Below are 22,272 nucleotides of genomic sequence, written 5' to 3' on the forward strand. Positions count from 1 at the left end.
GATTAATACCTCGGCTTTCTTGATTTAATTTCTTCATAAAAGTTTTCATAATGTTGATACCTAAAATCAGGAATATCCCCATCCTCAACAGCTGATTTTACAGCACATTTAGGTTCATTGATATGCAAACATCCTCTAAATTTACAATCGTCTTGATAACCTAGAAACTCTGGAAAACAGAACCTCAATTCTTCTAAATCAATCTCATCAAAATCAAGCGAGCTAAAACCTGGCGTGTCAGCAACGTAACCGTCGCCAATTGAATATAATTCGACATGACGTGTTGTATGTTTGCCGCGTCCTAGACTTTTTGAAATATCAGCTGTCTCAATATTTAATCTTTCGTCTAATTGGTTTAATAGGGTTGACTTGCCGACACCTGATTGTCCAGCTATCACCGAAAGACGATTTGATAAGTATGGCATTATTTTATCTCTTAAATCATCCATAACTTTTGAGACGATTAATACGTCATAGCCTATTGACTTATACGTTTTTGAATAATCATTTAACTGTTGAAGTTGTTCGTCTGTTGTAATATCTTCTTTCGTCAGTACGATTAATGGACGAATATCCTTATGTTCTACTAACACAAGAAATCGATCGAGCAAAAGTGGATTGAATTCAGGTTCAACGGCTGAGCTGACAATTATGGCTTGATCAATATTAGCAATTGGCGGACGAACAAATTCATTCGTCCGCTCATTAATATTAACTATAGTCCCTGTTCCATCATGCTCAAGTTCTATTTCGACATGATCACCAACTAATGGCGTTATTTTCTTTTTTCGAAATAAACCCCGTCCTTTACATGTATAAACTTCACCATCAGCCATGACATCATAAAATCCACTTAATGCTTTAACGATTTTCCCTTGAATCATTTACTGACCTTCTCTCGCTTCTTCATACGTAATCACTTCTTCCTTAAATAGTTCACCATCTCGTAAAACTCTATACTCCGCCGCTTCATTTGGCTCTATATTTAATGTCAATTCATATGTTGTATCACTACTGATTTCTTCCTCATGAGCCACTTCATCAAAATTATAATTCATATCACTAATATAAATTTGAATGAAGTTAGTTTGCTCTTGTCCTTGCCCGTTTCCATTGCCATTACCTTCAGCACTTTCAGGATTAAAAGGAACTTCAAACTCAACTGTTGTAGAGACTGGTTTAGGTTCAGGACCTTTCGAGAGAACGACCTTCACAGAATCACCTTGTTCTAGCTCCGAATCAACCCCTGGGTCCTGTCGAATAACTTCACCCTCAGGTACGGTTTCTGAATGCTCTTCTTCTGTCTCAAGCGTTAAACCATTATTATTTATATAATCTTGGACTTCATCTAAGGTCCAACCCTTTAATGATTGTAATGAAATTTTCGGAGGACCTGAGCTTATATCGAAAATAACTTTCGTTTCTTCAGGTATAATTTCTTCGCCTGGGTCTGGCTGAATCTGTCCTATTATTTCACCTTCAGGTCGTTCTGATTCCTTTCGATACTCAATAATCTCTTCGTATCCTTGTGATTCTAAATATCGTTTCGTTTGATCAAATGAACGCCCAACATAATCATCAAATTCTATTTTTTCTTTACCCATACTCGTAAATAACGTTACAGTTGTACCTTCTTTAATAGAACTGCCTTCACTCGGCGTAGACCTGACGACAAGGTCTTCTTCAACTTCCTCAGAATGTACAGATTCACGTTCAACTTCTAATCCTAAATCTCTTAATTCTTGTAATGCATCAGCATAGGTTTCTCCTGTTACATCCGGGACAGTTACGTCATCTGGGCTAAACAAACTAGGCATAATGAAAAGCGCTATAACGCCAGCTGTAATCAGTAAAGCCAAAAAGGATAAAAGGATAGCAAGCCACTTTTTAGACTTCTTTTTGGTTTCTTCTTGGTTATTCATAACTTTTGTATCGTCATGATTTGAATTATAAGCATTTGTTTGATCAGAAATAACCGGAACCGCTTTTGTTTCTTCCCCTTCTTCTTCAGGAACGACAAAAGGATTTTCGTTTACACGATCAGGGTCTAAAGCGGTTGATAAGTCCATCTGCATTTCTTCAATTGTTTGGTAACGCTGCAATGGATCCTTTGCCGTTGATTTTAGAACGACATTTTCTAAACTTTGTGGTACGTCCGGGTTATAACTTTTAACAGATGGTGTGTCTACTTGCATATGTTTTAATGCGATAGATACAGCTGATTCACCTGAAAATGGCAGTTGACCGGTTAAAAGTTCGTATAACACAATACCTAATGAATAGATATCCGACTTTTTAGTTGCTGTGCCACCTCGGGCTTGCTCTGGCGATAAATAGTGAACCGAGCCAAGGACATTATTAGTTTTTGTTAATGACGTTGAACTTAGTGCCATAGCAATTCCAAAGTCAGTAATTTTGACTTGTTGGTTTTGATCAATTAACACATTTTGCGGTTTAATATCTCTATGAATAATTCCATTATCATGGGCATGAGAAATCGCTGATGTTAATTGAGACATGATATGTACGGCTTCATCGACAGAAGCAGGGCCGTTTTGTTGAATATGTTGCTTAAGGGTCATACCTTCTACATATTCCATGACGATATAATACACATCATCTTCTTGTCCGACATCATAAATGCTCACAATATGATTATTAGTTAAACTAATCGCTGATTCAGCTTCTCGTCTGAACCTCTGAATAAATTCATGGTCATTCGAGTATTCCATTCTCAAGATCTTCATGGCTACATTGCGGTGTAATATAATATCTCGAGCTAGATAAACTCTAGCCATTCCACCGCCACCAATCGGTCGAATTAATTTATAACGTTCATTAATAATTCGTCCAACCATCATACGTCATCACCTTCTTTACGTTGAACCAAAACAACTGAAATATTATCTTCCCCACCATGTTCATTAGCCAAAGACACTAGGTGATGAACCTTTTCTTCTAGCGATTGTTCTAATAACAATGTATTATGTATTTCTTCGTTTGTAAGTTTATTAGATAAACCATCTGTACAGCTTAAAATATAGTCTTGTTCTTTCCAACTAACATGATTAACATCTACTTTGATATTAGTCTCTGTCCCTAATGCTTGTAATAAAACATTTTTCTTTGGATGTGCTTCAGCTTCTTCTTCAGTTAATTCTCCATTATTAACAAGCTGTTGGACAAAGGAATGATCTTCTGTTACTTGGATGATACTATCTTGATTCACTTGATACAAACGACTATCTCCAACATGGGCAACGACAATATCGTCTTCTAAATAGACTGTCGCAACCACAGTTGTTCCCATCCCAACGCATTCCTTGTTATTCTCTGCATGAGATAGAACATATTCATTCGTTTTTAAAATCGTTTGTCTTAACCATTCCTTAACGTCATCAACATTTGTCATATCAGCCGTCTTTTCCCATAACTTTTGAATATGTTTAGACGTAAGGTCGCTTGCGATATCACCAGCTTGATGTCCGCCCATACCATCGGCGATCACCGTTAGCATTTGATTGGACTCGTTATAAAACACTCCCCCTGAGTCCTCATTCACTTTTCTCATTTTCCCTACATCGGAAATAAAACACGCATTCATTTCCTTGGTCACCTCATTTCAGACGAATGGCCTTATTTCTTTTTATAAACTCAATTATTTTATCATGAGTTTTTAATTAATCGTGTTATAAAAAATCCGTCTGCCTTAAAATCTTGTGGAAAAATCTGCACCCCATATTCTGTAATTCCAATTAAATCTTGACATGCTCCAGGTAAGTCCTTAAAAAACATAGGGTCAACAGTTAACTCTGGGTGTTTTTCTAGCAACTGTTTAATCTGATGTTCATTTTCATGTTGATCCACTGTACAAGTACTATAAACTAGTTTACCATCTGACTTTAATAAAGGCACGACTGCTTCTAGTAATTCTTGCTGAATCTTAGCTAAATCTACTATATCAGATTCTGATTTATGATATTTTATATCTGGTTTACTTCTTAAGACGCCTAGCCCTGAACAAGGAGCATCTAGTAAAATGCGGTCAAACTCTTCAGCCTGATGGATTTCACCTAAATGCCTTGAGTCTTGAGCTTTAGTTTTAATCATCGATAGCCCCAATGTTTCTGCTTTTTCTTTGACTAGTTTCACTTTTTTATCATGTAAATCGTAAGCTAAAAGCTCACCCTCATCGTTCATCTTCTCAGCAATGTGCGTTGTTTTGCCACCAGGTGCACTGCATGCATCTAACACTTTCATGCCAGGCTTTAAATCAAGCATTTCACTAACGAGCATTGATGTTTCATCTTGAATGGTGATTTGTGATGGAAACAACTGGCTGTATAAAGGGTTGCCAGATTCGACAATTAATCCTTGTTCACTTAATAAAGAATGCCTTGTCTCAATCCCTTCTTCTCTTAGTTGTTCTTGAACGCTTAAAACTGTATTTTTTAATGGTTGTACTCTAATCGATAGTCGTTTGGATTCTAAGTTGGATTCGCACATTTGACGGGTAGTTTCTTCACCGTACATATCGACCCATCTTCTGACTAACCAAAAAGGATGGCTTGTTTCTATAGATATTCTTTCTATTGGGTCTTTTATGTCATCTAATGCAGATAATCCTTGTCTTTGGATATTTCTTAGAACACCGTTGACAAATCCACTCGTCCTACGGTGACCTTTCTTCTTAGCTATCGTAACAGCTTCATTAATAACAGCATGATCAGGCACGCGTTCTAAATAAACCATTTGATAGACGGACATATACAATAGCCACTCAACCCATTTATCAGCTTTCTTTTTAATAAACGGTTTTAAAAAATACTCTAGTGTCATTTTCCGCTGTAATGTACCGTACACGATTTCGGTTAATAAGCCTTTATCTTTTCCACTTACATCGTGGTTTTTTATAGCCTGGTTGATTAAAATATGGCTAAAGCCACCACTTTCACCAACTTGGGTTAATAATTTTAATGCAATCTCTCGTACACTTTTCTGAGCCATCCTATCATCCTAACTGTGTTCCAACATTGAAGTAATCGTTAGAACCTCTTAGAAAATCTTCTGCATTCATGCGTTTTTTACCAGCCGGCTGTAATTCAGTGATTTTCACTGACATACCATCACCTGTCGCAACGACAACCCCATCATCTTCTAGTTTAATAATTGTTCCAGGGGTTTCGTTGGTGGATTGATGATGTTTCGACGCCCACCAAATTTTCACTGTTTGGCCTTCATAAGTTGTAAACGCCACTGGCCAAGGATGAAGACCTCTTATATGGTTATAAATCTCACCTTGCGACCAGCTCCAATCAATTCTCTCTTGTTCACGCTTAATGTTATATGCATATGTTGCTTCACCATTATTTTGTGAAATCGACTCATTACGCTTAGCAAAAATCTCTGGCAGTGTGTCCATTAATAATTCAGAACCAAGTACGGATAGCTTATCATGAAGTGATCCTACATGGTCTTCTTCGTCAATTGGAATGGATTGTTGAGAAATGATATCACCTGCATCCAATGCTTCTGCCATATACATAATCGTAATTCCTGTCTCTTTCTTACCTTGTAAAATAGCATAATGAATTGGTGCACCACCTCTTAACTCAGGTAGGAGTGATGCATGAACATTAATGCAACCATATTCCGGTTCTTCTAGTATCGCTTTAGGCAATATTTGACCATATGCAGCCGTTACAATTAAATCTGGTTGAAAATCTAAAATCGAATCATAATCATGACGTATTTTTTCCGGTTGTAATATTGGAAGATCATATTCGAGTGCCTTTTCCTTAACTGGAGAAGGTGTCAGTTTTTTCTTTCGTCCTTTTGGCCGGTCGGGTTGTGTCACAACCGCTACGACATCATATTGTGATTTGATTAATGATTCTAATACCGGAACACTAAAATCCGGCGTTCCCATAAATACGATTCTCTTTGTCATACAATATCCCTTCTTACATAAAATGGTATGGTTCAAAATCAATCGTTAACTGTAATTTTTGTTGTTGAATGTCTTTCTTAAAATGGTCTAGAACCTTTTGGAGTGCGCCATCAACATTCTCACGCTGTTTATATTTTAACATGCATTGATAACGGTAGCGATCTTTAATCCGCATCATAGGGGACGGCGATGGCCCCATCAATTGACAATTTCCAGTTGTATGGTGAGCAATTATATTGGCCACTTCCTTAGAAGCTTCCACCGCAGCCACATGATTTTCATGAGAGATATTAATTAAAGCAAGGTAATAATAAGGCGGATACTGGAATTGCCTGCGAACTTGCATTTCTTTATTAAAGAATGCCTCAAAATCATATTGACTAGCCATTTCGATACTGTAATGCTCAGGTGAATAAGTTTGCACAACGACTTGACCAGGCAATTCATGACGACCTGCACGGCCACTTACTTGCGTTAAGAGCTGAAAAGATTTCTCAGATGCTCGAAAGTCCGGTAAATTTAACATTGAATCCGCAGCAATGACTCCGACCAACGTCACGTCTTTAAAATCTAAACCTTTTGCGATCATTTGAGTACCTAATAAAATATCTGCCTCATGATTCCCAAACTTTTCTAACAGTTTCTCATGAGCTCCTTTTCGGCTTGTCGTATCAACATCCATTCGAATGACACGAGCATCAGGAAAATGAACGTTTAATGCCTCTTCTACTTTTTGAGTACCTGTCCCAAAATAGCGAATTGAATCACTCTCACAGCTTGGACAAATGTTAGGCATTGGACGCTCATCTCCACAATAGTGGCATTTCAATTTATGATGTTGACGATGATACGTCATCGAGATATCACAGTGTTCGCAATTAATCGTTTCACCGCAGTCACGACACATCACAAACGTCGAATAACCCCGGCGGTTTAACATTAAAACGACTTGCTCTTGTTTCTCTAATCGTTCATTAATCTGTTCTGTCAGAGACTCTGAAAACATAGTGCGGTTGCCTCGGTGAAGTTCTTTTCTCATATCGACAATTTCAACTTCTGGCATCGCCTGGTCATTAACACGCTCCGTTAACTCTAAAAGATGATAAACTCCTTTTAGCGCCCTTGCATAAGATTCTAATGTCGGCGTCGCACTTCCTAATACGACAGGGCATTCGTGGTATTCAGCTCGTTTTTTTGCAATCTCTCGAGCGTGGTATTTCGGATAATCCTCTTGTTTATATGTTTGTTCGTGTTCTTCATCGATAATAATAATTCCAATGTTTTCAAAAGGTGCAAAAATTGCTGACCTCGCCCCGACGACGACTCGAACTTCTTTTCGGTGAATTTTTCGCCATTCGTCGTATTTTTCTCCTTGTGACAGCCCGCTATGTAAAACAGCTACCTCATCACCAAAACGTGCCTTAAATCGGGAAACCATTTGAGGCGTCAGTGCAATCTCAGGCACTAATACAATAGCTTCCTTTCCTTTATTCAAGACGCGTTGAATCGATTGTAAATAGATTTCTGTCTTACCACTTCCTGTAACCCCGTGTAATAAGTATGTCTGATAGTACGTTTTTTTAATGGAATTCAAAATCGGTTCAATGGCGTTTTCTTGATAAGGCGTTAATTGAAGAGGTTCCGATGGTTCCATTGATTTATGTTCAAATGGATCTCGGTAGACTTCTTTTTTTGTCAGTTTCAAAATACCTTTCTTAACTAACGCATCGATTGGCGCTTTTGTTGTTTGAACCTTTTTTATAAGATCGTTCAACAAAATCGGTTCATCCTGATCAATGAAATAGGATAAGACGTCTTTTTGTTTCTTAGCTTGTGCGCTTAAGTTTTCATACTCTTCCATTAACATATGGTTCTCTAGTGCTTGTTCAACAAATGTATGCTTCTTAACTCGATTTTTACCTTTTACAACATATTTTATATCAATCAAGTCATCTTTTATTAAATTTCTGATGTCTCGTTCATTAATTTCACTTTCTTCCAAATCGGAAAAAGGAAATACTTCACGACCTTGAACTACGTGACGTAATTTCTCTGGTAACAATTGCTCTTCTTCGGTTAGCCAAACTTCCTTTTCATAAGCTGCTTTAAACACAGCTGGAAGCATCGCTTGTAAGGCAGAAATTCGAAAGCATAACGTTTCTTTTTTAAGCCAAATCGATAGATCCAAAAGTTCCCCTGTTAAAATAGGGGTATAGTCCATAACATCGGTAATTGGTTTTAATTGATCGAACTCACTTTCTTGAGCTAAATCAACAACAAAGCCCATAATTTTTCTAGGACCTAACGGAACAATAACTCGGATACCGGGTTGTACAATTTCGGTTAAGTGTTCAGGTATTTCATAATCTAATGCTGAATCAATCGGTGATGCTGGTACATCAACAATTACTTTCGCAACCTTCACTTTGCTTCCCCCATCATGTCTTTCATGATTAACGTTAACAATTCTTGTGCAATCTCTTTCTTAGACCGAGTGGATATGGCATACTCTTGACCCGTTTTAGTCAAAATATTGACTTCATTATCATCTGACTTAAAGCCAATATTAGGATTACTTATATCATTAATGACAATGGCATCAAGATTCTTCTTCTGTAATTTACGTTTACCATGTTCCAAATGCTGATCGGTCTCAGCAGCAAAACCAACTAAATATTGGTGATTTTTCCGCTCACCTAGCGTACTTAAAATATCCGTCGTACGTTCAAGTTCGACCGTTATATCATGACCTTGTTTCTTTAACTTTTTATCATGTACATCTTTAGGACGATAATCAGCTACCGCTGCAGATTTTATGACAATATCTTGCTCATCAAACCTAGATGTTACAGCCTCAAACATCTCATCAGCAGAAGAAATCTTAATCGTTTCAACGCCAGGAAGCACATCTAAGTCAACAGGTCCCGAAACAAGGGTAACTTGTGCACCTAAGTTTTTGGCAACTTCAGCTAGAGCATACCCCATTTTGCCTGAAGAATAATTAGTAAAAAAGCGCACAGTATCTACAGGCTCCTGTGTTGGACCAGCTGTAATTAAAACTTTTTTATTTTTTAAAGGTAATTCACGATTTTCGACCTTGTAAATGACTGCGATTATATTTTCAGGTTCTTCTAATCGACCTTTCCCTACATAACCGCAAGCTAGATAGCCATCACCAGGTTCAATAAATCGATATCCGTACTCTTCTAGTGTTAATAAATTTTCTTTAACAGCTGGATGATCGTACATATGTACATTCATCGCTGGCGCAATATAAACTGGTGCAGTAGTCGCTAGTAATGTTGTGGTTAGCATGTCATCAGCTAATCCATTGGCTAAACGACCTAGTAAATGGGCTGTTGCTGGCGCTAAAATAACGAGATCAGCCCAGTCAGCTAAATCTATATGAGCAATTTTTTCAGGATTTTTTTCATCAAATGCATCAGTGTAAACAGGGTTCCGTGATAAAGCTTGAAACGTTAAAGGTTGTACAAACTCAGTCGCACCTTCCGTCATAATAACTTTAACGTCAGCGCCTTGTTGAACTAGCTTGCTTGTTAAGGCACAAGCTTTATAAGCTGCAATTCCTCCCGAAACTCCTAGTACTATTTTTTTCCCTTTTAACATCACAACGCTCTCCTCCATTACACAAAAAACCTATTTTCTATATATTTTAACATGAAAATTATCCAAAAAGAAAAACAACCTGAGTTCTCAGGTTGTTTCAACAGTTAGTAAACGTCTTCGTCTAACGTTAGCTTCTCATCCATGATTTCTTCTAAAGCAACGCCGACGTTTTTATTAGATTTAGGTGATTCAACTAATGATTGCTTTGTTTCTTGCAATTCACGTGCTCGCTTAGCTGAAACGATTACTAAAGCATACTTTGAATTAATTTTAGTTAGCAAGTTATCAACTGACGGCTCTAAAATCACAACAATTCACTCCCTAGCGCTTTTTTATATTGCTGATAAACACGTTCACGTTTACAGTGTTCACTCACAACAATCGATTGAATACGCCTTACCGCATTATCGATTTCGTCGTTAACCACAACGTAATCATACGCATCCATCATTTCAATTTCTTTTTTCGCTTCTAATAAACGATTACGAATTAATTCTTCTGACTCTGTTCCTCGATTAATAATTCGGTTTTTTAATTCATCTAAACTTGGAGGAAACAAAAAGATAAATACACCGTGTGGAAAAGTATCGCGTACTTTCAGCGCCCCTTGAACTTCAATTTCTAGAAATACGTCTTTTCCAGCTTTTAAAGTATCTTCAACGTATTTTTTCGGAGTGCCATAGTAATTGCCCACGTATTCAGCATATTCAATTAACTCATTTTGTTCAATCATATCTTCGAATTGGTCTCTTGACTTGAAAAAGTAATCCACACCATCTTGTTCGCCTTCACGGGGATTACGCGTCGTAACCGAGATTGAATATTGTAACTCTGAGTCTTCTTCAAATAACTGTTTACGAACAGTTCCTTTTCCTACCCCTGAAGGGCCGGATAATATGAATAAAATACCTTGTTCATCTTTCAAATCCAAGATCCTCCTAGTTGTCTATGTTCATATCTTCATTTACAACACGTTGTCCAACTGTTTCTGGTTGAACGGCTGATAGAATGACATGGTCGCTATCTGTAATAATGACAGCTCTTGTACGTCTTCCGTATGTAGCATCAACTAACTTATTATTATCTCTAGCTACTGTAATAATACGTTTGATCGGGGCAGATTCAGGTGACACAATTGAAATAATCCGGTTGGCCGATACAACGTTTCCAAAACCAATATTAATTAACTTTAAGTTCATTTCCTTCTCCCCTAACTATAGATTTTAACATTTAATAGTCCCTTTTGTTTTATCTATAATATCTATTATAGTCTAAAAACGATTAAAATCTCAAATATTATTCAATATTTTGTACTTGTTCTTTAATTTTCTCAATTTCACTTTTCAATGCTACGACAATCTTACTGATTTGAACATCATTTGATTTAGAGCCTATTGTGTTGGTTTCTCGAAGCAATTCCTGGGTTAAGAAATCAAGCTTTCTTCCAATCGGTTGGTGAAGTTCTAACGTTTCTTTCACTTGTTCAACATGTGAAAATAAACGAGTGATTTCTTCGGCTATATTTGCTTTATCGGTTAAAATAGCCACTTCTTGAACAATTCGTGCCTCATCTTGAACAGAATCGTTTAGATGATCTTTAATTCGCTCCGTTATTTTTACTTTATACTCTTCTTGGATCGCATCCATATTTTGTTCTAATTGATCTGTTAACTGTTTGACTTCGTTAACATGATTTAAAACATCTTGCTTCAATGCTTTACCTTCATCTTGGCGCATCGTCAGTACTTTTTGTAAGACATCTTCTAAAATCGTTAAAATTTGTTTTTGTAGCGTTTCGTCTATTTGCACTTCTTCATCTTCAATAAATAAATCTTCTAATTGCAAAATATCTTCTAATTCGATATCACCTGAAACATCGCGTTTTTCCTTAATTTCATTCAACGCTTGTAAGTATTGATCTAAGGTGTTCCAATTAACTTGGATGTTCTTATGTTTCATTTCTTCACCGGAAATATTGATAAAAACATCAATGCGTCCACGGTTAAAATATTGACGTATTTTCTGTTTCATCGCATCTTCAAATGCCAAAAACTCCCGAGGCATTTTAAAAGAAAAGTCTAGGAACCGATGATTGACGGTTTTAACCTCAATTGAAATTGAGGTATTCCCTATTTTACCTTGTGACTGTCCAAATCCGGTCATGCTATTGATCAATTTTTTCACCTACTCTATTATTGACAGAATTTGCTACGCTTTTATTGTTGCATTAATGCAAAGATGTTTTCAATAGTTTTCCATAATCCCTAACGATTTATTTTTAATTCGTGCTATACTATTCTTCGTATAGAGGTGATATTTATGGCATTCGACGGAATTGTCACACGAGCGGTTACACATGAGCTTCATGAAGAATTAGTCAGCGGCCGCATAACGAAGATCCATCAGCCAACAGAAACTGAGTTAATTTTAACCGTACGTAAAAACAGTCAAAATAAATCTTTACTTATTTCAATCCATCCTAATTACTCGCGCATTCATTTAACAGATGAAAAATATACAAATCCGAAAGAACCACCGATGTATTGTATGGTATTAAGAAAGCACTTAGGTGCGGGGTTTGTTGAGTCAGTTCAGCAAGTTGATTTAGAACGGATCATTCATATTAATGTTAAAAGTAAAGATGAAATTGGCGATGAGCACAATAAAACATTGATCATTGAAATTATGGGAAAACATTCTAATGTGATGTTAGTAGACCCAGATAGGGATTTAATATTAGATAGTTTTAAACATATTAGCTCCTTGCAAAATCGTCATCGTTCGATTTTGCCTGGGCAAACTTATGTTGCACCACCTGATCAAGGTAAGTTTAATCCTTTAGAGATAGACGGAGATACGTTTATTAGAAAACTAGATTTTAACCAAGGGCGCATGGACCATCAGATGTTAAATCTGTTAATGGGATTATCTCCAGCTGTCACACAAGCTATCGCCAACCAAGCGTATTTAGGTAATATAGAAACGTATAAAGATGTGTTTGATAACTTCCAACAACAACTGTTAAATCATCACTATCAACCATTTGTGACAATGGGTCAAAAAGATGATTTTCATGTATTTGACCTTGTGGCACAAGATCAAGATAAACAGTATTTTTCTAAAGTTAGTGAGATGTTGGACGAATTTTACAAAGGTAAGGCAGAACGCGATCGAGTCAAAGGGCAAACCCATGATCTAATGCGTTTTCTTAAAAATGAACGCGATAAAAACGAACGTAAAATTAAAAAACACCAAAAGACACTGAAGAAAGCTGAAAAAGCAGACGAATATCAAAAGAAAGGCGAGCTTTTAACAGCTCACATGCATTTGGTTAAAACAGGGGATGCGTCGGTTGACGTCATGGATTATTACGATCCTGAACAAAATGAACTTACAATTGAGCTGGATCTTAATAAAACACCAAGCGAAAATGCACAGCTTTATTTTAAGCATTATCAAAAGCTGAAAAAATCTCGCGAAGTCGTATTAGAAGAAATCGAAAAAGCTAAAGAAGAAATCGAGTATTTTGAGCGCTTAATCCAACAGCTCGAGCAAGCCCGTGAAGCTGATATTGAAGATATCCGTGAAGAATTACAAGAACAAGGTTACTTCAAACCTAAACAACAGACGAAGAAGAAAAAAGGTAAGAAACAAATCGTACCTGATTCCTACCAAGCAAGTGACGGAACGGAAATAATCGTCGGGCGGAATAATAAACAAAATGAATATGTGACGAACCGAATGGCCAATAAAAATGATATCTGGTTACACACCAAAGATATCCCAGGCTCTCACGTCATTATTCGCTCTACGGAACCTAGTGAAGAAACGATTAAAGAAGCTGCCGTGATCGCAGCCTTTTATAGTAAAGCAAAATTGTCATCATCAGTACCTGTTGACTATACGCTCGTCAAACATGTCAAAAAGCCGAACGGCGCTAAACCCGGTTTTGTCACATACGACAATCAACAGACCATTTTTGTTACGCCTGATGAACAAATCATCAAACAACTGAAACAATAAATGAATCGAACTTGGACGCAAGGTCCAAGTTCGATCTATTTATATGAGAACCTGCAGGTAAATTCTAAAAACATGCCGATAAATTTCGAAAACCTGCGTGTAAATGTTAAAAAACTGCGGATAAAGTCCGAAAACCTGCTGGTAAATGTTATAAACTTGCGGATAAAATCACAGTTCATCCCGCCATTCTAACAAATTCAACACTTGTTGATCGTCAAATTGTCCACTCTCTTTAAGTTCATCTAACAATTGATCAAATGTTAATAAACTATAAGATTGGTAGCCGCTATCTTTCATATTGTCTATACTTTTTTTCAAGTTATAAGAAAAAATCGAAACGATGCCTAATACCTGGCATCCGGATTCAGCAACAGCATCCGCTGCTTTAATCGAGCTTCCCCCAGTGGATATTAAATCTTCAATTACCAACACGCGTTCATTCGGTTTAATTTGACCTTCGATTTGATTATTCAGCCCATGGCCTTTGGCTTTATCACGGACGTAAACCATCGGCAAATTCAAGCGGTCAGCCACCCATGCAGCATGAGGAATGCCGGCAGTGGCGCATCCTGCAATCACATCAACCTGATCAAATTTAGTTTGAATTTCTTGGATCATGGCTTGGATCACTTCTTCTCTTACTTCAGGGTAAGATATGATCAATCGATTATCGCAATAAATTGGCGATTTAATGCCAGACGTCCAAGTAAAGTGTTGCTCTGTATCTAGTTTTAGTGCTCCAATATTAATGAGTTGTTTGGCGATACTCATGTTTCCACTCCTTTAGCGCTTGTTCATAAGCTTTTTTAGGGTTACGTGAAGTTGTAATGCTTCTTCCCATAACTAAAAAATCAGAATGACTTGCTTGTTCTGGCGTCGCGATCCGTTTTTGATCCTGAGTCGCATCATTTATCAATCGAATTCCAGGCGTGACTGTGACAAAGGATTCTCCGCAAGACTCTTTTATCAATTGTGCTTCCCAAACAGAAGAAACAACACCATCTAATCCGGCTTTTTGAGCCATCTGGGCATATGATCGAACTACTTGATCCATCGGCTGATTAATCAGAAGTTCATTTGATAACACTTCTTCACTAGTCGATGTCAATTGAGTAACAGCGATTAATTTAGACGCTTGCTTTCCACAGGTATCTTCTAATCCTTCTTTCGCCGCTTTCATCATCTCCAGTCCACCTGAAGCATGAACATTCACTAAATCAACCTCTAATGATGCTAGACTTTTCATCGCATGATAAACCGTATTGGGAATGTCATGAAGTTTTAAGTCTAAAAAGATGGGGTGACCTTTTTCTTTTAAAGATTGAATGAATGATGGGCCTTCTTTGTAAAATAGTTGCATTCCAACTTTTACTGGAACTTCATGTAGTTCATTTTGATTTAAAAAGTCCAACGCCTCATCTTTTGTTTCAAAATCTAAAGCTATATAAATAGATGACTTCACTGCATGGCTACCTCCCTTACCTGATCTAACGACTGATAACCGTAGCTCTCCAAAACGTCAGGCAACGTATCAATAATTTCTTGGCAAATGTATGGGTTTTGGAAATTAGCCGTACCGATCGCAACTGCATCTGCTCCAGCTAGTAAAAATTCGAGAACATCCTCAGCCGAAACAATACCGCCCATACCGATAATCGGAAGCCTCGTTTCCTTACGTACGTGATGAATCATCCTAATCGCAATCGGCTTAATCGCAGGCCCTGATAATCCGCCTGTTTCATTTGCAATAATTGGTTGGTGCGTTTTTAAATCGATTTTCATCCCTGTAAGCGTATTAATCATTGAAAGGCCATCAGCTCCAGCCTCTTCAATCGCTTTAGCAATTCCGACAATATCCGTGACATTCGGTGATAATTTGACGAATAAAGGTTTATCTATCACGTTCTTTACTCTTCTCGTCAATTGATAAGCCAATTCTGGATCTGTCCCAAACTGGATGCCACCTTCTTTGACATTGGGGCACGAGATATTTAATTCTAAAGCTTTGACCGTTTTTGAGTTTGATAGCTTCTCAGATACTGACAAATATTCGTCTTCAGTACTCCCAGCTACATTTGCTATAACTGGAGTATCAAAGGATTCTAAAAACGGTAGTTCCTGTTCAAAAATTTGATCAACGCCTGGATTTTGTAGTCCAATGGCATTTAGCATGCCTGATGGTGTTTCAGCGACACGTGGCGTTGGATTTCCAAATCGAGCCTCACCTGTCGCCGCTTTTATCACAATTGCACCTAAATTATTCAGATTATAAAATTGACTAAATTCCTTTCCAAAACCAAAACAGCCTGATGCTGGCATAATCGGATTTTTTAACTCCAACTCTCCTAAGCGAACAGATAGATTCATAACGTCACCTCTCTTGCGTCAAAGACTGGTCCATCTTGGCATATCTTCACATATCCTTTTTCATTTTTCGCAGGACAAACGCAGGCAAAACAAGCACCTACTCCACATCCCATACGCTCTTCAACCGACAAAAATCCTTCATAACCTTCCATATTATTCTGAACGGATCTTAGCATTCCTAAAGGTCCACACGAAAAATATTGATCAACACTAAGGTTAAGCTGGTTAATTACATCTGTTACAAACCCTTTAGATCCGTAAGAACCATCGTCTGTCGCAATGTGCACATCAGCCCATTTATTAAATTCTTCTTCATAAAATACGGAGTCAATAGATTGATAACCTAATATAGCGGTCACTTGATTGTGTGCGCTAAGTTGTTTGACTAAATTGTATAATGGTGGAACGCCAACACCGCCACCAACGACTAAAATACGTTGTTTCTGAATTCCTTGAATTTGAAAACCATTTCCAAGAGGACCTAATACATCTAACGAATCCCCCATCCGAAGTTGACTAAGCCAAGTCGTCCCTTCTCCTATTAACTTATAAACCAACACAAATTCATTTGTTTCTGGATTATAATCAGCAATTGAAAAGGGTCGCCGCAACATGTGCGTACTCCCTTCTCCAATTTTTACGTGAACAAATTGGCCTGGAAGCTGAATGTGCTGAACTAAATCACCTGCCAACACCATTTCGTACGTGTCTAAAGCGATTAACCGATTGGATTTTACCAAAACATCTCCATGAACCATTACACTAACACCACCGATTCTTGTTTCGGCATGGGCTGAGCCGTAAACGTCATCGATTCAATCACACTTAAAATCGCTCTTGCCGTATCTAATGACGTCAGACATGCAACACCGTGTTCAACCGCTTCTCGTCTTATTCTAAACCCATCTGTATGTGGCTGTTTACCTCGAGATAAAGTATTAATGACGAATTGGACTTTTCCAGACTCAATTAAATCGAGCAAATTATTTTCGGAACCAATTTTATTAACGACGCGAACTGGGAGCCCCATTGCTTCGATCACTCTAGCAGATCCCTCTGTTGCGTAAAGTTCAAATCCTATTGCGTGAAAACGTCTTGCAATACTTTGCATTTCTGTCTTATCAGGGTCAGCAACGGTGATAAGAACAGCACCTTCCGTTGGCACTGATAATCCTGATGCGATAATTCCCTTATATAAAGCTTTTTCTAGTTGACTATCTCTTCCAATCACTTCACCGGTCGATTTCATCTCAGGCCCTAGTGTGATATCAACGCTTCTTAGTTTTTCAAACGAAAACACCGGCACTTTAACCGAAATAAGATCTCGCTCAGGTATGACGCCGTCTTCGTAGCCCAAATCTAGTAAAGATTTTCCTAACATTACTTGAGTCGCTAAATTAGCCATCGTGACACCCGTAATCTTGCTTAAGAACGGTACTGTCCGGCTAGATCTTGGGTTGACTTCTAGTACAAAGATCTCGCCTTGGTGATAGACAAATTGAATATTGATCAAGCCCACAACTTGCAGTTCCTTAGCAATATCCTTCGTCACCTCAACGCATCGATCTTTAACCTCGGCTGAAATATTTTGCGTCGGATAAACCGCAATCGAATCCCCTGAGTGCACACCCGCACGCTCAATATGTTCCATAACACCCGGGATGACGACCGTTTCACCATCACAAATCGCATCGACTTCTAGTTCAATACCCGTCAAGTACCGGTCGATCAGTACAGGCTTATCATCATGAACCTGGGCGGCATACTTCATGTAATGCTTTAAATCACTCTCGTCGTAAACGATTTCCATCGCACGACCACCCAAAACATAAGAAGGTCTTACGAGTACTGGAAAGCCTAGGTCTTTTGCTTCTTCAATCGCTTCTACTTCACTCGTTGCAATCCGAGCCTCAGGTCTTGGGATCGATAATTTCTCAAGCATTTGTTCAAACTGATCGCGGTCTTCAGCCATATCGATTGACTGTTTGGATGTTCCTAAAATTGGTACACCGTATTGTTCTAAACCGTTAACTAGTGAGATGGCTGTTTGACCGCCAAATTGAACAATCACACCATCGGGCTGTTCTAAGTCGACAACGTTCAAGACGTCTTCTAACGTTAACGGTTCAAAATATAATTTGTCTGACACTTGAAAGTCTGTCGAAACGGTCTCAGGATTGTTATTCATAATAATCGCTTCATAGCCCGCTTCTTTAAGCGCTAAAACGGAGTGAACCGTTGCATAGTCAAATTCAATACCCTGCCCAATTCGGATCGGACCAGAGCCGATGACTAAAACTTTCTTACGTTCAGTTACTTCGGATTCATTCTCTTCTTCATAACTGCTATAAAAATAAGGCGTCTCAGATGTGAATTCAGCCGCACATGTGTCGACCATCTTATAAACAGGCACTAGATCATTCATAACCCTAAACGAGCGGACTTCTTCTTCAGTGGCTTGCCAGCACCGTGCAATCGTCTCATCCATGAATCCTTTTTCTTTAGCATTTCTTAAAAGGCCAATATCCCAATGAATCTTTTCCAGCTTTTTCTCTAAACAAATGAGTCCCTTGATTTTGTGAAGAAAGAAATAATCAATCTCTGTGTATTGATGGATATCTTCTAACGTAAACCCTCTTCTGAAAGCTTCTGCGATTAAAAATAATCGTTCATCATCAGCCGTTTTTAAGCGTTTCATCATCCGTTCCATCGACACCTGATCAACTTTTGGCAAATATAAATCATTTGTGGAGATCTCCAAAGAGCGAACTGATTTTAATAACGATTCTTCAAACGTACGTCCGATGCCCATAACTTCACCTGTTGCCTTCATTTGCGTCCCAAGCTTACGATTGGCCGCATGGAACTTATCAAATGGCCAGCGTGGGATCTTCGTCACCACATAATCCAGCGCAGGCTCAAAATGAGAGTAAGTCGAGCCTGTGACCGGGTTTATCATTTCATCTAACGTTAATCCGACCGCAATTTTGGCTGCGATGCGCGCAATCGGGTATCCCGTTGCTTTAGAGGCTAATGCGGATGACCGGCTCACGCGTGGATTCACTTCGATAATGTAATAGTCAAAACTGTAAGGGTCTAATGCGAGCTGTACATTACATCCTCCTTCAATTCCGAGTGCACGGATAATTTTTAACGACACGTTTCGAAGCATCTGATATTCACGGTCGCTAAGCGTTTGTGATGGCGCAACAACAATCGAGTCTCCTGTATGTATTCCAACTGGATCAATGTTTTCCATGTTACAAACAACGATGGCATGATCGTCTTGATCTCGCATTACTTCATACTCAATTTCTTTAAAGCCTGCAATGCTTTTTTCTATTAAACATTGATTGACCGGGGATGCGTCTAAACCGTTTCGGACAATATCTTTTAGCTGTTGTTCGGTCTCACAAATACCGCCACCAGTACCGCCCATCGTATAAGCCGGTCGAATAATGACTGGGTAACCAATCGAATCAGCAAATTGCAAAGCTTCATCAACCGATTGAACAATATCACTTTCTGGAACCGGTTCGTTTAACTCATACATCAAGCTTCTAAACGAGTCACGGTCCTCTGCCTGTTGAATCGCACTTAACTTCGTCCCTAACAATTCAACTTCATATTCTTCTAATATTCCTCTCCGATCTAATTCCATCGCCATATTAAGGCCCGTTTGCCCACCTAACGTCGGTAAAATCGCATCCGGTTGCTCTTTCCGAATTATTTTAGTTAAAAATTCAGGCGTTAACGGCTCCATATAGATCTCATCCGCTATCGTTTCATCCGTCATGATTGTTGCGGGGTTTGAGTTAGCAAGTACTACTTGATAACCTTCCTCCTTTAACGCCTGACACGCTTGTGTCCCCGCGTAATCGAACTCAGCAGCCTGCCCGATAATAATTGGCCCTGAGCCAATCACTAAAATTTTGTTGATGTCAGTACGTTTAGGCATGAATGATTCCTCCTTTGATCTTGTTTAAAAATTTATCAAATAACGCGTTCGAATCTTGTGGTCCGGGTGAACTTTCTGGATGATACTGCACAGAAAATATATCAAATGTCTCGTGTTCTAACCCTTCAACCGTATTGTCGTTTAAAGCTAATTGATTTACTTTTAAACTCGTTTGAGATAGCGATTCTTCTGTGACGGCATAACCGTGGTTTTGCGATGTCATCCATACGTCACCGGTCCGTAAATCTTTTACGGGATGATTCGCTCCTCTGTGGCCAAATTTCATTTTGTGCGTATCTGCTCCGCATGCGAGTGCAATTAGTTGATGACCTAGGCAAATTCCAAAGATCGGGACTTTGCCCATTAAATCTTTGACAAGCATAATTCCATCTTGAACATCTTTTGGATCACCAGGCCCATTCGATAACATGACACCGTCGGGTTTTAACTGTAGAACCTCATCCGCTGTTGTATTGTAAGGCACGACGGTAACGTGACAATGGCGTTCCGTAAACTCCCTTAAAATTCCGTGTTTCATGCCAAAATCAACTAACACAATCCGCTCACCGTTACCTGGCACGACATAAGGTTTAACGGTTGAAACACGTCTTACTTGATCGCGTTTGTAGTTAAATTCATTAACTTGTTTACGACATGCATCCAAATCCTCGATGTTATCAACCATGACCCCTTTCATCGTTCCGTTTTGTCGGATTTTTTTAACGAGCCGTCTTGTATCAATATTGGATAATCCAGGAATATTTTTCTGTTTGAAATATTCATCTAACGACCACTCATTACGAAAATTTGATGGAAACTCGGCACATTCTTTTACGATTAATCCTGAGATCGCTGGTTGAATTGTTTCAAAATCATCACGATTAATTCCGTAATTTCCAATGAGCGGGTATGTCATGACGACAAGTTGGTCGCAATAAGATGGGTCAGATAAAGTCTCTTGATACCCGGTCATCCCTGTGTTAAAGACCACCTCACCGAATTGTTCATCACAACTCGCTCCAAATGCAGTTCCTTCAAACAACGATCCATCTTCTAAAACTAAATAACGCTTAGACATGTACTTCATCCTTTCTCCAAACGATTTTTCCTTCGAGTATCGTGACAGTCGGAAAACCTTGAAGCTTCCAACCCGCAAAAGGTGTATTTTTGCCTTTTGAGCTAAACGTATTTGGATTGATCACTTGCTCATCGGTTAAGTCCACTAACACTAAATCTGCTACATGACCGACCGCGAGTTTGCCATAAGGAAGCCTAAATATGTTTGACGGTTTAATCGTTAACCAGTCAACGAGTTGCTTCAGAGTAAAAATATTTGATTTTATAAAATGCGTATATAATAACGGAAATGCAGTTTCTAAACCGACGATTCCAAATGGGGAATGAAGAAATCCATTCGATTTTTCCTGCTCTGTATGAGGGGCGTGGTCAGTTGCGATACAATCAATCGTACCGTCTAACAAACCATCGATTAACGATTGACGATCAGCTTTTGATCTTAATGGAGGGTTCATTTTATATTGGGCATCATCAGATGGAATATCATCTTCAGTTAAAAGTAAATGGTGAGGAGTCACTTCTGCTGTAATAGGAATGCCCGCACATTTGGCATCACGAATGACGCGTACCGATTCTTTCGTACTTACGTGACAAACGTGATAATGACATCCTGTTGCTTCAGCTAATAAAACGTCTCGAGCAATCTGAACTGATTCACTAACGGAAGGAATGCCAGGTAAGTTTAATTCTATATTTTTATGGCCATCATGCATGACACCTTCGTAAACAAGTGTGTTTTCTTCGCAATGTGCCACAATCGACGTTCCAGCTTGTTTAGCTTGCTTCATCGCCTCGAACATCATATGAGCTGACTGAACTCCCACTCCATCATCGGTAAAAGCAAAAGCGCCTTGATTGTTTAACGAATCAAAATCAACTAATTCTCCACCTTGCTGTTGTTCTGTGATTGCAGCGTAGGGTAGCACTCGTATGTGTGCATCATCTTGAATACGATCCAGGACATGTTGTAATGACTCTGATGAATCAGGTACAGGATTCGTGTTCGGCATCGCACAAACCGTTGTAAAACCACCGCGTGCAGCAGCTAATGTGCCTGTTTCGATTGTCTCTTTTGCTTCACCACCTGGTTCACGCAAATGAATGTGTACATCTACAAAACCAGGGAATAAATATTGGCCTTCAGCATTCATAACATGTTGACCATTTTCTTCTAAACCTTCTCCAATTGCTTTAACCTTTCCGTGTTCAATAAACACATCAACTATTCCGTGATCTAGCACGTTGGCATTTTTAATTAGTAACGTCATTT

Annotated in this window: 19 protein-coding genes; 1 reads left to right on the forward strand and 18 read right to left on the reverse strand. The window is 38.6% G+C overall.

Annotated features, from left to right (window positions below; translation table 11 throughout):
- Positions 1–2: 2 nt before the first annotated feature.
- The 11 genes from rsgA to EDC24_RS04620 all read right to left on the reverse strand — a co-directional run bounded on the left by rsgA (position 3) and on the right by EDC24_RS04620 (position 11,740).
- A complete protein-coding gene (gene rsgA / locus EDC24_RS04570; RefSeq protein WP_124220115.1) occupies positions 3–884 on the reverse strand; it encodes a ribosome small subunit-dependent GTPase A in 882 nt (293 codons plus the stop codon).
- Complete coding sequence (gene pknB / locus EDC24_RS04575; RefSeq protein WP_124220116.1) at positions 885–2,861, reverse strand: Stk1 family PASTA domain-containing Ser/Thr kinase; 1,977 nt, start codon at positions 2,859–2,861, stop codon at positions 885–887.
- Positions 2,858–3,604: a Stp1/IreP family PP2C-type Ser/Thr phosphatase gene (locus tag EDC24_RS04580; RefSeq protein ID WP_124220118.1), complete on the reverse strand. Its 747-nt coding sequence runs from the start codon at positions 3,602–3,604 to the stop codon at positions 2,858–2,860. The genes pknB and EDC24_RS04580 overlap by 4 nt, the downstream gene beginning before the upstream one ends.
- Before the next feature lie 62 nt (positions 3,605–3,666).
- Positions 3,667–5,007: a 16S rRNA (cytosine(967)-C(5))-methyltransferase RsmB gene (gene rsmB, locus EDC24_RS04585; protein ID WP_124220119.1), complete on the reverse strand. Its 1,341-nt coding sequence runs from the start codon at positions 5,005–5,007 to the stop codon at positions 3,667–3,669.
- Positions 5,008–5,011: 4 nt separating this feature from the next.
- Positions 5,012–5,950, reverse strand: coding sequence for a methionyl-tRNA formyltransferase (gene fmt / locus EDC24_RS04590; protein ID WP_124220121.1), 939 nt, complete (start codon positions 5,948–5,950; stop codon positions 5,012–5,014).
- Between the two features lie 13 nt (positions 5,951–5,963).
- Complete coding sequence (gene priA / locus EDC24_RS04595; protein ID WP_124220122.1) at positions 5,964–8,375, reverse strand: primosomal protein N'; 2,412 nt, start codon at positions 8,373–8,375, stop codon at positions 5,964–5,966.
- The gene (gene coaBC / locus EDC24_RS04600; RefSeq protein ID WP_124220124.1) at positions 8,372–9,577 is read right to left on the reverse strand and encodes a bifunctional phosphopantothenoylcysteine decarboxylase/phosphopantothenate--cysteine ligase CoaBC; all 1,206 of its coding nucleotides are present in this window, start codon (positions 9,575–9,577) and stop codon (positions 8,372–8,374) included. The genes priA and coaBC overlap by 4 nt, the downstream gene beginning before the upstream one ends.
- A gap of 104 nt (positions 9,578–9,681) precedes the next feature.
- Positions 9,682–9,885, reverse strand: a complete 204-nt coding sequence (gene rpoZ, locus EDC24_RS04605) for a DNA-directed RNA polymerase subunit omega (protein WP_281274495.1) — start codon at positions 9,883–9,885, stop codon at positions 9,682–9,684.
- Positions 9,882–10,502, reverse strand: coding sequence for a guanylate kinase (gmk, locus tag EDC24_RS04610; protein WP_124220125.1), 621 nt, complete (start codon positions 10,500–10,502; stop codon positions 9,882–9,884). The genes rpoZ and gmk overlap by 4 nt, the downstream gene beginning before the upstream one ends.
- A gap of 13 nt (positions 10,503–10,515) precedes the next feature.
- Entirely contained in the window at positions 10,516–10,776 is a 261-nt protein-coding gene (gene remA, locus EDC24_RS04615) for an extracellular matrix/biofilm regulator RemA (RefSeq protein ID WP_054751566.1), read from the reverse strand.
- A gap of 97 nt (positions 10,777–10,873) precedes the next feature.
- Positions 10,874–11,740: a YicC/YloC family endoribonuclease gene (locus tag EDC24_RS04620; protein WP_170158461.1), complete on the reverse strand. Its 867-nt coding sequence runs from the start codon at positions 11,738–11,740 to the stop codon at positions 10,874–10,876.
- Between the two features lie 156 nt (positions 11,741–11,896).
- Here EDC24_RS04620 and EDC24_RS04625 point away from each other — a divergent pair, with 156 nt between their 5' ends.
- The gene (locus EDC24_RS04625) at positions 11,897–13,600 is read left to right on the forward strand and encodes an Rqc2 family fibronectin-binding protein (protein ID WP_124220128.1); all 1,704 of its coding nucleotides are present in this window, start codon (positions 11,897–11,899) and stop codon (positions 13,598–13,600) included.
- 168 nt (positions 13,601–13,768) lie between these two features.
- Here EDC24_RS04625 and pyrE read toward each other — a convergent pair whose 3' ends face one another.
- The 7 genes from pyrE to EDC24_RS04660 are packed head-to-tail and all read right to left on the reverse strand — an operon-like array spanning position 13,769 to position 22,270.
- The gene (gene pyrE / locus EDC24_RS04630; RefSeq protein ID WP_124220130.1) at positions 13,769–14,371 is read right to left on the reverse strand and encodes an orotate phosphoribosyltransferase; all 603 of its coding nucleotides are present in this window, start codon (positions 14,369–14,371) and stop codon (positions 13,769–13,771) included.
- Positions 14,346–15,062, reverse strand: a complete 717-nt coding sequence (gene pyrF, locus EDC24_RS04635) for an orotidine-5'-phosphate decarboxylase (protein ID WP_124220131.1) — start codon at positions 15,060–15,062, stop codon at positions 14,346–14,348. Before pyrF ends, pyrE begins: the two co-directional genes overlap by 26 nt.
- Positions 15,059–15,967, reverse strand: coding sequence for a dihydroorotate dehydrogenase (locus EDC24_RS04640; RefSeq protein WP_124220133.1), 909 nt, complete (start codon positions 15,965–15,967; stop codon positions 15,059–15,061). Before EDC24_RS04640 ends, pyrF begins: the two co-directional genes overlap by 4 nt.
- Positions 15,964–16,725: a dihydroorotate dehydrogenase electron transfer subunit gene (locus EDC24_RS04645; protein ID WP_124220135.1), complete on the reverse strand. Its 762-nt coding sequence runs from the start codon at positions 16,723–16,725 to the stop codon at positions 15,964–15,966. The genes EDC24_RS04640 and EDC24_RS04645 overlap by 4 nt, the downstream gene beginning before the upstream one ends.
- On the reverse strand, positions 16,725–19,925 hold the full coding sequence (gene carB, locus EDC24_RS04650) for a carbamoyl-phosphate synthase large subunit (RefSeq protein ID WP_124220137.1): 3,201 nt from the start codon (positions 19,923–19,925) through the stop codon (positions 16,725–16,727). The genes EDC24_RS04645 and carB overlap by 1 nt, the downstream gene beginning before the upstream one ends.
- Positions 19,918–21,003 carry a carbamoyl phosphate synthase small subunit gene (locus tag EDC24_RS04655; protein ID WP_124220138.1) on the reverse strand — a complete coding sequence of 362 codons (1,086 nt, stop codon included), beginning with the start codon at positions 21,001–21,003 and terminating at the stop codon, positions 19,918–19,920. The genes carB and EDC24_RS04655 overlap by 8 nt, the downstream gene beginning before the upstream one ends.
- Positions 20,996–22,270 carry a dihydroorotase gene (locus EDC24_RS04660; protein WP_124220140.1) on the reverse strand — a complete coding sequence of 425 codons (1,275 nt, stop codon included), beginning with the start codon at positions 22,268–22,270 and terminating at the stop codon, positions 20,996–20,998. The genes EDC24_RS04655 and EDC24_RS04660 overlap by 8 nt, the downstream gene beginning before the upstream one ends.
- Positions 22,271–22,272 lie beyond the last annotated feature (2 nt).

Origin of the sequence: Aquisalibacillus elongatus, assembly GCF_003843875.1 — a bacterium.
Lineage (GTDB): Bacteria > Bacillota > Bacilli > Bacillales > Alkalibacillaceae > Aquisalibacillus > Aquisalibacillus elongatus.